The sequence below is a fragment of the Duganella margarita genome, assembly GCF_009857535.1.
In the GTDB taxonomy this organism is placed as follows: Bacteria; Pseudomonadota; Gammaproteobacteria; order Burkholderiales; family Burkholderiaceae_D; genus Rugamonas; species Rugamonas margarita.
Genome location: NZ_WWCS01000026.1, coordinates 21,701 through 34,089, shown reverse-complemented (window position 1 = coordinate 34,089; position 12,389 = coordinate 21,701). Strand labels below are relative to the sequence as shown.

Sequence of the window (12,389 nt, the reverse complement as noted above, 5' to 3'; positions counted from 1 at the left end):
GGAAACTTATGGCAAAGCTAAAACCACGTGCAAGGATTATCCGCACTATAGGAGACCAATTAATTAGCGGCCCAGAGGCTGCACTAATCGAACTAGTGAAAAACTCTTATGACGCCGACTCTACTTGGATAAAAATTAAGATCGCCCCAAAATGTGATTCCTATCCTGATGGATTAGTTCACGTTTTTGATAATGGTCATGGGATGACTGAGTCAGAGATTGAATGTAAATGGTTTGAACCTGCAACTGATGAGAAAAAAAATAATCGTTTTAGCCGATCTGGAAAACGGATTATGCTGGGTGCAAAAGGTATTGGGCGATTTGCTTCAGCTAGATTGGGTAGTTTAACTACCATCAGCTCTATTGCCTATGTTAAAGATAATTATGAGAAGACTGAGCTTACAGTAGATTGGCGAGACTTTGAATCGAGCAAATACTTAGAGGATCTGGATATTCCACTACATTCTCAATACCTTAAAGGTAAAAATTCAACCGGTTTCTCGGTAAAAATTAACGATTCACGTGTTGCCTGGACAGAAAAGAGTTTAGAAAAAATAATAGGTGAGTTGCGTCGTTTAATATCACCAACAGATGTAAGAGGTGACTTTAATATTTATCTCGATCTCTCTGAATTTAAAAAAACAAATACAGAAGATTCCAGTTCCGGTATCGATGGGGACGATATTTTACGAAAATCCATAGCAGAAACCAACTCGGAAATAATATATGTAGACGAAACTTATGCATTAATCAAACCATATCAGATTCAGGACAAGGCGGATTATGTTCTAACTGGGAAATATGATTCTCTTGGTGGGTTCGAAGGCCAGTTTCAAATAGAACGAGGCGATAACGTTTCACAAAAGATAAGTATTCCTCCCTCACCGATGGGTTCAGACGAAGAAAAGTGTGGGCCATTTTCCATCCGAATTCAAATTTATGATAGAGAACCAGAGGCGGTAGAAGCATTATTTCAGCGAATGGGCCTTGACGTAAAAAAAATAGGGGTTCGTAGAGCAAGGCAAATATTAAACGAAAATGCTGGTATTGCTGTGTATCGCGATGGTTTTAGAATTCGTCCCTATGGTGAAGCTGAAAATGACTGGCTTATGCTTGAAAGTCGGAGAATCCAAGAGCCTTCGAAAAGGATAGGGCATACCCAGACGTCAGGACAAATTTTCATTGCGGACGAGGCGCTATCAAACCTCATAGAAAGAAGTAGCCGTGAGGGGTTTGAGCACAATGGCGCATTCGAACGATTGCGCGGCTTAATCACAGCAACTCTTGTACGAGCCGAAGAGAAACGTTTCGACTATCGACAAAATGCTGGCCTAAGTCGGAAACCTGTAGGAGATGTCGCTCATATTAAAGAACTAGCAAATCTAAGCAGCTTGGTAACCGCAGCACAAGCGCTACCTCTTGAAAATAGAAAAATATTTTTAGAAAAGATAAAAAAAGAATCTGATGCCTTAACTAAATCTCTTGATGAAATCGATGCCTATAAGAAGTTGCTTGAATCTACGTCGGCGTTGGGAATGGTCGTGGCACGTGTAATTCATGATGGAAGACGCTATCTGGAGCCAATGTCATATGCTGCTGTGTCATTGGTTGAAGGGAAAGACGCTTTATTCGATCAAACAACTAAGGGCGAAGTCATAAGGAAGTATTATCCAATTCATGCAGAAACAATCAATACTGGAGTAAAAGGATTAAGCTCACTATTTAAAGCTTTAGATCCTGTGTCTGGGCGTCGTAGAGGAAAACCAGGCAAATTCTTAATTCAGGAAGTTGTAGAAACTGCAGTCGATTTTTTGCGTGACTCGCTTATTGAAAATGGTATCGAAGTTACCTATTCTGGCGATAACCCTGTATTTGGTTATGGCTATAAGGGCGACTTACAAAGTTCGTTGCTCAACATACTAGATAATGCTATACATTGGTTATCAACAGTAACAAAAAATGATAAAAAAATAGGCATCTTGTTTTCAGTAAGCAAAAATGAAAGTTTAATTTCGATATCGAATAATGGCCCTTTGATAGATCTGGAAAATTCCCAAAAGCTTTTTGATGCTGGCTTTACGTTGAAGAGTGAGGGGCATGGACTAGGTCTGCTTATCGCAAGAGAAGCTTGCCGAGCGAGCAAAGGCGATATCTATTATGAAGATCACGCTATTGAAACAACCTTTGTAATTAAGTTTCCAAATGGAATGTAGAAATGAAAACTAAATTAAAATTACTTATAGTCGAAGACGATGCTCCAACGATCGCTCAATGGAAGATCGAGGTGGAGATTAAGAACGCTGAGCAAGATGAGACTGGATATGAAATTTTGCTTCACACAGCGGTATCCCTGGAAGAGGCCACCGCGATAATGGCAGACCATAATATTGATGCCGCAATTGTTGACATCAATCTTAGAAATTCCGGTCGAGATGCATCAAATAAGGATGGCAATATTGTTGTCGATAATTTGCTGAATTCAGAATTGGCAGTGGTAGCGGTATTGTCTGGAGAGCCAGCTGGTTCGGCCAATCCCCCGAATTGGGCAAAAAATGTTCCTATATTTGGAAAAGGCCAACATGGCATAAGAACCGCAATGAATTGGCTTATTTCTCAAATTCCCGTTGTTAAACAAATAAAAATATCCAATGCAAAAATAAAAAAAGAAATGGTTAATTTATTTACCCGTTCTATATGGCCTAGATGGAATCGTTGGGTCGAAACCGGGCAAGATGGTCGTAACGAGTTTACGGATGGTGCTTTAACTAGACACCTAACTGCGCACGTTTACAGCGCTTTTCTTGAAGAGCACGAGCATCGTGTACATCCAGAAGAATGGTATTTCATTCCGGCTATCCGTAATGATCTGAGGACCGGGGACTTAATTAAACGCGATGATGGCGTCGTGGAAATACTAATTACTCCTCGTTGCGACTTAGCTCGCAATGGTAAAAACGAAACTTTACAATGGGCTGAATGCAAAGACGTCGCCGAAGAGTGGGATAAAGCACACTCCAAAATAGCTACCGCTCAAGAAAAAGTTAATAACAATAAGAGCATGGACGAAAAAATAATTGAAGATCTAAATAAGAATCTAGATAAGGCAAGAGGACAATTTCGTCAGTTCTCACAGCATAAAGGAAACAGTAGTGTTTACCATTTTCTTCCGCGTCTTTCACTAAATGATGGCACCAGCCTAGGGCCTTTTTTTATAAATTTCGATAAAATTCGTTCGGTATTGAGATCTGATACCGAAGCGGTCCAGGCACTTACATCACAGAAATTTGCATCTATAACCCCAGAATTTTTACCGTCCATCATTGAAAGATTAGGTTCCTATTTCAGCAGATTTGGAACACCGGATTATTTCCATCCAGACTAAATAAAGAAATTTATTAAATTCATTTAATTGGGTGCCGATATGAACTGCGAACACAGCTTCTCTTCACAAATATTTGGAAGCGTTTTTTATTTCCTTTGCTGTCGGTCCCAAGAACTGTTTTAGTTTTTTTTCTAAAATTTCTCGCTTATCAAGTTCACACTCCCAGACCACATATATCTGCCACCCAGCTCGCTCAAGCGCGTTGAGCGAGCGTTCATCTCGTGCTTTATTACCGTTCAACTTGTCTGTCCAGAACTCGACACGTGACTTAGGCATCCGGGCCCTATTGCAATTATCGTGAAGATGCCAAAAACAGCCGTGAACGAAGATAGCCTTCTTTCGCGATGCGAAGACCAAATCCGGCGAACCTGGCAGCTTCCGTACATGGAGACGATATCGGTAACCGGCGGCAAACAGCATTTTTCGCACTGTAAGTTCCGGCCGCGTATTTTTGCCGCGTATTCGCGCCATCATCGCGCTGCGTGCCCTAGGATCTATAGAATCGACCATCCTTTACCTCATCTTCGTCATGCCGATAAGAGCAAGATCGCAGCTGTCACAAAATATTCAAGAGTGTTTTGATAAAAGCTAAACAAGTTAAGTTGATAACTGTATAAAAACACAGTAAAATTCTTAAAATTCGCGAATTTGGGCGCTGTCATCCATTGCTTTATACTGCTGCAATCTCGTCTCCCCAGTACGGCATGCAACGAGATTCGCCAGCGTTATGACGTCTAGTTTGAGCAGCGTCTATTCATCCGATCGTATTAATAACACCATGTACAAGCAACTTCTCACCACCGCGCTTCCGGACGAACATTTCGTGTTGGCTCCGCGCGCCCTTGAATCGATCGAGCTTTTCGCTGGCGCGGGAGGCTTGGCGCTGGGTTTCTCCGGAAATCATGTGCACCACCGCGCGGTGGTCGAGTGGAACACGCACGCCTGCAATACCATCCGCCATAACAAGCTGCACAAGGTTGATCCAATCGGCCAGTGGCCGGATGTGACGGAAGGCGACGTCAAGAATTTCAAGTATGACGCTTTCGAGGGGATCGATCTGATCACCGGCGGTCCGCCATGCCAGCCGTTCTCCATGGGCGGCAAACACGGCGGCTTCCTGGACGAGCGGGATATGTTCCCACAGGCGATCCGCGCGGTGCGCGAGGCGCGGCCGCGTGCGTTCGTCTTTGAGAACGTGCAGGGTCTGACGCGTGTCGCCTTCGCCGATTACTTCGACTATATTCTGCTGCAGCTGGAGTTCCCCTCACTGGCCGCGAAACCGAAGGAGCAATGGGGCGATCATCTGGCCCGCTTGCGCAAGTGGCAGCAGAAACCGGGCACCGCCAGCGAATACCGCGTCACGTTCAAGGTGGTGAACGCGGCCAACTACGGCGTTCCTCAGAAACGCATGCGGGTGTTCTTTGTCGGCTTTCGCGCCGACCAAGACAAGGTGTGGCAAGCGCCTGCAGAGACGCATAGTAGCGACGCGCTCCTGCTCTCGCAGTGGGGTTCCAGTGAGTATTGGGATCGACATAAAGTCGCGACGCAACACCGGCCAGCCAAGCCTGCCGGTATTGAGAAGAAGATCAGCAAGCTGATCGATACGGACTACGGCAGCAACTTGCTTGCCTGGCGCACTGTCAGGGATGCCATTTGCGATCTCCCGGATCCCGAGCGCTTCCCCGGCAAAGTGCAAGCCCATCGTTTCCAGCCTGGCGCGCGGACCTATCCCGGCCACACCGGCAGTCCGCTGGACGAGCCGGCAAAGGCGTTGAAGGCCGGTGACCATGGCGTCCCCGGTGGCGAAAACATGCTGCGGCGCGTAGATGGCACGGTGCGCTACTTCACCGTGCGCGAGTCAGCTCGTATTCAGACCTTCCCCGATAATTTCCTGTTTGAGGGAACCTGGTCGGAAATCATGCGGCAGCTCGGCAACGCCGTGCCGGTACGCCTGGCATCGGTGATTGCCGAGAGCGTGTGCGCTCTGCTTAGGGAGTAAGCGCGCGCGGTGGTGCTAGGGGTTTAGCTCTTCGCCGTGTGGGTAGTGCTTGGCTGTCTTATACAGCACCATCCCATAGCTAATGACAGCGCCTTTCCAACCCTCGCCGAGAAAACTTACCACCGCTTGCAGCAATGAACGGGCGCGCCGGTCGTCGCTGGTCAAGATGATGGTTTTATCCAGTTCTTCCGCAGGGATGTTGTAACGGAAGACGTAAGGCAGCTGGTCCTTCATGGTCGTGACCAGATCCTTCAAATTGATCACGCCATTCTCTTCAGTTTTCAAATCCACGAGATATTCGTCAAGGATTGGATAGTCGGTGTCGAACGTTCCTGGTTTGGTGGTGTCACGTTCCTTGCCAGGATCTTTAGGGCCGAAGCCGGCGCCGTTCCACATGCCGGTGTGTTCCTGCTGGAACATCGATATAAGGATACCTTCGTTCGCGGCCGTGCTCATGCTCTTGTCGAGCAGCAGGGTCTTATAGCCAATGGCCAGCGGGTTAATGCCTTTGCGCCCGGACAGCTTGGTCAAGTGCTGAGATAACCGATCGCTCACGTTATTCGCCTTGCCAACGTACTTGGGCTGCCCTTCGTAGTGAATTACGTATACACCTTGGAGCGAATCGTGTTCCCGTTGGTACTGGGCCAGAGCTGCAAGAGCGGCTTTATCGAGCACTGTCTCGTCCAAACCTTCAAGTTTTTCCTTGAGCTGGAGAGAGACTGTGGTGAGGAAGTCAAAGACGTAAAGGGAATGCAATGGGTTCAGCCTTTTCTGTGCAATGCGGCTCAGAAACGACCGCTGGCCAATGCTACCTCATCCTTGGTTGAGAGGGAAGCGGCTGGGTACTACGACTGGAATATCTCCAACAGTGACAATTTCGTGAGCGGTGACGATTTTGTTTATTCCACGCGACGCCCCGCCAAGATAAAGTTGAGGGCGGGAGACCTTGTCGTGAAGACGCGCGATTGCTTTGCCACCTATGACATGAACTGGCGAGCCAGTGATGACTTTTCATCCATGATCTGTCGTGTCGCCCACCGTTATGATTTTCAATGGCATGGCGTACTCCGAATTTTAGTAGGTCGGCGGTCCGTCAGATTCAGGTTCGGCTGCGTCATTTACATTAGACCAACTGGGCAACTTGGCAGGTGGAAGTGGAAGCACTTCATCCAAGCGCCCCAGTCTCAAGTCTGGATTAATTTCAAGTGCATCGTAAATCACGTTGTACCGGCTTTTCCTTTCCGGGTCAGCTCGAATGCCAAGCAGCTTTAACTCTACTTTTTCCTCGTCTGTTGCACCTGGGCTGTACCCATTCTTGAAAAGTAGTTCAAGCGATGCAGCGCTCTCCTTGCTTCCAAATTTAACGCCTTCTTGATAAAGCCTGATTGCATCCATATACCGCGTCTTTAACTCCGCTTTAATACCCAACTCGTAAGCGGCGAGTCCATGTCCTTGCTTGTATGCACATTGCTGCATGGCTTCCGCATCAGCAAGTCGTCCAGCCTGGCCATAAGCGCTAGCCAACGCCATTTGGGCTTCCGGACTGCCAAGCTCCGCCGCTCGCAAAAAGTAGGCCCAAGCAAGAGTTGGATCGTGCACCGCTCCACCGTAACCATGTTCGTATGCGACGCCTAAATCAAAGACTCCCCACGGCTGACCTTCGGCGGCCGCCATGCGCGCAATTTCGACACCCTTTTCCGGTGCAGCATCAAGCACATGGTTTGATTCAAGAACGCCTAGTCCATAGAGATAAAATCGGGCTAACAAAGCGCGGGCGCCCCAATCACCGAGTTCCGCAGCCTTGCCGACATCAGTCAGTATGCGAGTGGTTTCTGCACGAGTAAGCTGCCATCCAATCTTGCTACGCCAGACCTTCCTCGCTTCAATATATAAATTGTAGGCCACTGGATCGCGCTTTGAGGGCATATGTTCTTTCCACCGCCCACATAAAGGAATAGGATCAGACAAGCTAAATTTCTTGAATCCATAAGGTAATGAATGCAAGGCTCTCTCCTGCAAGTAACGATGAATGAACGTAGCTCCCATCGCCAAACCGGCACATAGCAAAACGACGATAGCAGAACGTGTTCTCAAGCTGCTCATGACTAAACCACCGGGAATCCGGGCTTCCTGTCGACATGGAATGGAAGTAGCTCCCCCAGCAGCTTGCCTCCAGATTCTTTTGCACCGTAATTCTTGGATGCCAGCCCCTTCCATTCTTTGAATGCATCTCCCATATCTTCAAATTGCGGCGGTCCAGGGTTTTTAGTACATTGCCTGAACAGGTCGGCACGCAACTGATACGCTACGTCAAATGCGTCACTTATCACGTTGAGTTCGCTGTCCAGTGCCATGCTTCGCAAGTTCAGATTAGCTGACCCGATAGTGAATGCCGCGTCATCCACAACTGCTACTTTGGCGTGAATGTAAATTTCTTCATAATCCGTCGAGCTCAATTGCCCCTTTTTATCAGCACATGTCCAGAGCGAACCCATGAAGACGCGCAGACCGTTCGCCGCTAGCTCTTCAGCATCCAACGGAGGACGCTCCCCATTCTTTTTTGCATTTGCCACAGCCTCCTCATGCTCAACGCGCATCGTCGTGCTCATGCCGATACCGCCAGCAACGTCGTAGGTCGGTCTGTCCATACCGTCACTCTCCGGCGTCGATGTCAATATGAATACGTAAAGCGGCTTGAGATAGCCGGCTCCCCGCAAACGTCCAGAGCATTCAATCAGATGCTCAGCCCAAGGTTTGTATTGAATATATTGGTTTTGGATGAATATGTAGTGCAGCATCTGTCTGGTAAGGTTTGCATAGCACTCCTTTATGGTCTTCTCGCAGTGCAGTGGTTGAGTGCGAAGTAGCTGCAAATTATGTCGCGCATCCGGCAAATTAAAAGCGCTCAGGGGTAAGGCTTTACGTCGCGCAATGAAGCCGGGATCCATTTCATGATGGAGCGAATCAACAATTTTTTCGGCTACCATGGCATGGATTTTCAATCCCGGCAGCCAAGTTAGCCAACAAAGCTCGCGGAATAGGCTACTAGGCCGCTTGGACTCCTCCCAGGCTTGGCAAAAATTGTGATTGAGATCGTAGAGAATTGGGCCTTGTACCCTGCATGAAACATCCTGGTACGGCTTGGCAACATGGCTTCTCGCATCAATGTACGCTTGCGCTACCTCATCCGCTGCACGCCGTTGGTACTCGGAGACGCTCTCCCATGCTTTCCTCTGTAGCTTTGCATGGTCCATTTCGTAAAAGCGCTCGCGATGTATGTCCCTGAACTTGTGTTCCTTTGTGTCCCAAAAATCCGTAATGGAGTTATGTCCCATTACATAACCCTTGGCCAACTTGGGAATTTCGTAGTCGACCAACAGCATTTTTTGATGGTGCGTGGGATATCTTTTGGCGATCAGCGCCATGACGTTCGATGGCGCTGACTCGTCCGACAGCGCCTGATCGACAAATTCCAGTGGAACATCCCGCACATGAAAATGGATGTTGGGGATTTCATTTGCGCATACTTGCTTGTACCATTCATCGTTGTAAGCTTGATGCTGCTCACTGTAAAAGTCCGTGAAAGCACGGTCAATCAGTGGAAATCGTATCCCGTAATAGCCAGGATTGTTATTCATCTGCGCATGGGATGCAGCGTCGTCATGCCAGACAAGCAGACGAACTTTCACGGGATTTTCCTTTCGCGTCGCAATCTTTTTCAATAAGTCGCCATAACGCACCCCGTCTTCCGCAGAAGCCTTACGGACAAGCACCATGCCAGGATCGAAACCCCATGTGATGATGTCTACGCTGTGCCGCGCGCTGAGTAAATCCTTTTGAATTTTTTCAAATACGTCCTGGCCGCAAATTAAAGGCTCGATCAAGCAGCGATAGCGTGGGTAGTACACCTCCTTCGGCACGCGCACAAACCATGACTGCGCAAGGCACTGATTAGGTGCAGATTTTTTTCGATAGGATAAGCTTTGGTTGTAAAGGTCCGCGTTAGCGTTCATGCTGGCCATAGCACCTGTCCTTTCAAGCGAAAAATTATTTGTCTGGCGATTCGTCATCGCCGCTCATGGCAGGATTGGATAGAAGGCGGCTTTGCTCCAGTGAAGCATGTTCGTCGTTCAGGGAGCCTCCCTCATTTACGTAGCCGTGATATCCAATCCCAGAACTGAGCTCATGCTGTTCCTCATGCGTATTAGAGGGGATGGAAAAGCGGGTGCCATTGGGTAGTTCCAGATGGTAGTCAGATTCCTTGTCCAGATCGTGCTTGAAGGTCATATTGCCGTTGTCATCGAAAGTCCCTTCATCCGCCAGTGCACCGTCTTTAAAGAGCTTGTAGGGCAAGCCGCCGTTGGCACGCCCGCTGGCAGCTGGATGGCTGTTCAAATGAAATGTTCCGCCGCCGTCGAGCTTCTCCTGAGACGGCTGCGCGTTTGCCATATCCATGGTCTTGGGCCCGACCAGGCGATGTTGGGCCGCGTGAGAGACAAGGTTCCCGCTGGTACCCAGCTCGATACCACCTCCGCTGAATTTGGCATAGCTTCCGCCGCCATTGATTACGACTTCCTCTTTGGCGCTGATGTTGATGGTGGTGGCTGTCTGGGTAATCTTGAGTTTAGCCAGGATGTTGATGCCGTCGGACAATGCCCGCACATCAATGTCGCCACCAGCGGCAACGAGACGCATACCTGCTTTGTGCGCAAATATTTTCAACGCTTGTCGGACGCTGGCAAACAGGCTGCCGCCGCTGGCGATGGATAGATCCAGCCCCGTAGTGAGCGCAGTGTGCTGATCACTGGCAATATGGGTAGTGCCGCTGGTTGATGTCTCGATACCGCTAGGGCTTGCAAGCACCAAGTGAGGTTTGCGCAGCTGGGTGGATTTTCCTGCCGTGCCACCTTGAATATCTTGGTTCTGGGCTTTGACAATGCCTGCCACCTTGGCCTGTTCCTCGGCGTCCTGTGCCTTGGCGCCTTGAGCGAGTTTCGCCAGAGTTTCATGCTGGCCTTGAGCGGCATTTAGTCGTTGTACGGTTTCTCCCAAGTCCTTGATTGGCGATGCTCCTGGATATCGGCTCTCAGTAGTGATGAGCATTCCTTTGTTCGCGCGAGCTACACCCCAAGCACTACTAGCCAACTCCCAACCTTCGCCACGTGGACTGGCATTACCATTAGATCTGTCTTGGACGATGAAGCCCAAATTGATTTGTGAGTCACCATGGGCGCTCACCAACTGCGCGCTGATTTGTCCCTCGGTGTCATCCAGCCGTAGCTGGTTTGCTCGACCACCGTTAATTTCGCGACTCTTGATTCCAGAGAGGTAGCGGTTCCCCGGTAAGTCGCCTGCACTACTCAGTGCAGCTGGGGCACCACCTTGGTTGTAGAGTTGGGCGACGATCACCGGCTTGTCCGGGTCACCGCCGAGGAAGGTAACTAACACTTCTGAACCAACGCGGGGCAGGCCGATCGTGCCGCATTGTTGCTGTGCACCGGGTCCGTTGCCTGCCCAGTTGGAGGCGACACGCACCCAGGCCGAGTCGGTAGTGGTATCGGAGGCACCAGCGCCGGCGGCTTCTTCGTGGTCTTCCGGGCGGGTGCCGGGGAAGCGAATTTTTACGCGACCTAGTTGGTCGCAGTGGACTTCTTCGCCTTCCGGGCCGACCACGATGGCGCTTTGCATTTGCGCTTGTGGCACGTCCACGCGCGGGTCGAAGGCGGGAACAATGCTCACGCCACGACGAACGGCCGTGAACTGGATGTGCATACGTAACGGGCCGCTGGCCACTTTATCGACGACATCGCGCTGCATTTGCACATCGCTGGCGCCGTGCATCCAGCGGCTACGGGCGAACAGGCGTTCCACACGCGTGGCTAATGCTTTCGGCAGGTTGTTTTGCGCCGTCACCTGTAAATCGGTGACGATGAAGTCGCGTTCCGCAGGGTCGTGCTGGTCCACTTCCGGATGCTCGGCCAGCGTGAAGTATTCGCCAGCGCACAAATCGCGCACGCTGCCTTCGCCATGGAAGCATTTGGATTCGTAGTCGTGCCGTTTCATGCGCAGCTGACCGAGGTTGAACAGGTCTTCGTTGTCGTCGCCGGCGTGCGGTGGCAAGATCTGGTAATCGTCCAGCGTGGCGGCCAGCTCGTTGCCGTTGACGCCTTGGTTGTTGCTGCTGTTAGTCGACACCAGCATGAAGTCCCTGCCCTGCGGATTCATGTAATCCCAGCTATACCGCGTGACCGTGCCGGGCTGCAGGCTGCGCACCGCGCTCCAGGCGGTGATGGTGTCGCGTTCTTCTGTAGCGGCGTCGCGGTGGTAGCGAATGGTGCCGGCGGCGTTCTGACGCAGGCTGTCGGCATTGTTAAACAACACCAGCGTGTGCATCATCTCGCCGGCGCGGATGTACCAGCCGATGCCGCGCCGTTTGAGCAGGCGGCGGATAAAGGCCGCATCTGACTCGTTGTGCTGCATGGTGAATTCGCGCTTGGGATAGGTACGCAGGTCGAAGGCCTCATCCTTCTCGTGGTTGAAGCAGATACCGAGCACTGGGCTTTTCTGCCGCCATTCATCGAGGATGCGCTGGACGATTTCCACTTCGTCCATACTGCGAAACACGCGGGTGTTGGTGCGCTTTTCCAGTATCGCCAGCGCATCGCGCAGCACCAGCTGGTAGCTGGCCAGGCCGCCATCGCTGTCGCCCGAACTGGCTTCGGTGACGATGCCGCACACGCTGCGCAAGTCGCCGCGATCGGTGACGAAATCCAGTTGGGCCGCCACGGCGATCATCTTCTTCAGCGGTAGTTGCGCATTGGCCGATACGCACAGCACGCGGTATTCAATCCCGCCGCAGATGCTCTCCGAACCAAACACGCGCTGCGGCAGCAGCATGTCGTCATTGAATCCGCCGGGCAGATCCAGCCGCAGCCGCAACGGCCGGTTATCGGTGACCAGCTCCTTGGCCGCCGTCATGAAGCTGAAAAAATCGCTGTCGCTTTCCAC

The 12,389-nt window shown here is 50.4% G+C and carries 8 protein-coding genes; 3 read left to right on the top strand and 5 right to left on the bottom strand.

The annotated features are described in order from the left end of the window. Nucleotides 1-8 precede the first annotated feature (8 nt). Nucleotides 9-2,213: an ATP-binding protein gene (locus tag GTP55_RS26260; protein WP_161047744.1), complete on the top strand. Its 2,205-nt coding sequence runs from the start codon at nt 9-11 to the stop codon at nt 2,211-2,213. A 2-nt stretch (nt 2,214-2,215) separates the two neighbouring features. Next, nucleotides 2,216-3,382: a response regulator gene (locus GTP55_RS26255; RefSeq protein WP_161047743.1), complete on the top strand. Its 1,167-nt coding sequence runs from the start codon at nt 2,216-2,218 to the stop codon at nt 3,380-3,382. A gap of 63 nt (nt 3,383-3,445) precedes the next feature. Here the strand turns inward: GTP55_RS26255 and GTP55_RS26250 are convergent, their stop codons facing one another. Continuing rightward, on the bottom strand, nt 3,446-3,892 hold the full coding sequence (locus GTP55_RS26250; RefSeq protein ID WP_161047742.1) for a very short patch repair endonuclease: 447 nt from the start codon (nt 3,890-3,892) through the stop codon (nt 3,446-3,448). Between the two features lie 268 nt (nt 3,893-4,160). Here GTP55_RS26250 and GTP55_RS26245 point away from each other — a divergent pair, with 268 nt between their 5' ends. After that, a complete protein-coding gene (locus GTP55_RS26245; RefSeq protein ID WP_161047741.1) occupies nt 4,161-5,381 on the top strand; it encodes a DNA cytosine methyltransferase in 1,221 nt (406 codons plus the stop codon). Nucleotides 5,382-5,396: 15 nt separating this feature from the next. On the opposite strand, the gene GTP55_RS26240 is transcribed toward GTP55_RS26245, so the two are convergent. The 4 genes from GTP55_RS26240 to GTP55_RS26225 all read right to left on the bottom strand — a co-directional run bounded on the left by GTP55_RS26240 (nt 5,397) and on the right by GTP55_RS26225 (nt 12,389). Then, nucleotides 5,397-6,137, bottom strand: coding sequence for a GIY-YIG nuclease family protein (locus GTP55_RS26240; RefSeq protein WP_161047740.1), 741 nt, complete (start codon nt 6,135-6,137; stop codon nt 5,397-5,399). 318 nt (nt 6,138-6,455) lie between these two features. Further along, the gene (locus GTP55_RS26235) at nt 6,456-7,385 is read right to left on the bottom strand and encodes an SEL1-like repeat protein (RefSeq protein WP_229258173.1); all 930 of its coding nucleotides are present in this window, start codon (nt 7,383-7,385) and stop codon (nt 6,456-6,458) included. Between the two features lie 101 nt (nt 7,386-7,486). Next, the gene (locus GTP55_RS26230) at nt 7,487-9,403 is read right to left on the bottom strand and encodes a phospholipase D-like domain-containing protein (RefSeq protein WP_229258172.1); all 1,917 of its coding nucleotides are present in this window, start codon (nt 9,401-9,403) and stop codon (nt 7,487-7,489) included. A 25-nt stretch (nt 9,404-9,428) separates the two neighbouring features. Further along, nucleotides 9,429-12,389, bottom strand: a complete 2,961-nt coding sequence (locus GTP55_RS26225; protein ID WP_371868446.1) for a type VI secretion system Vgr family protein — start codon at nt 12,387-12,389, stop codon at nt 9,429-9,431.

Excerpts from the sequence above, each read along its gene's own strand:
- GTP55_RS26245 (WP_161047741.1), top strand. The coding sequence starts at position 4,161 with ATGTACAAGCAACTTCTCACCACCGCGCTTCCGGACGAACATTTCGTG.
- GTP55_RS26230 (WP_229258172.1), bottom strand. The coding sequence starts at position 9,403 with ATGGCCAGCATGAACGCTAACGCGGACCTTTACAACCAAAGCTTATCC.
- GTP55_RS26250 (WP_161047742.1), bottom strand. The coding sequence starts at position 3,892 with ATGGTCGATTCTATAGATCCTAGGGCACGCAGCGCGATGATGGCGCGA.
- GTP55_RS26260 (WP_161047744.1), top strand. The coding sequence starts at position 9 with ATGGCAAAGCTAAAACCACGTGCAAGGATTATCCGCACTATAGGAGAC.
- GTP55_RS26255 (WP_161047743.1), top strand. The coding sequence starts at position 2,216 with ATGAAAACTAAATTAAAATTACTTATAGTCGAAGACGATGCTCCAACG.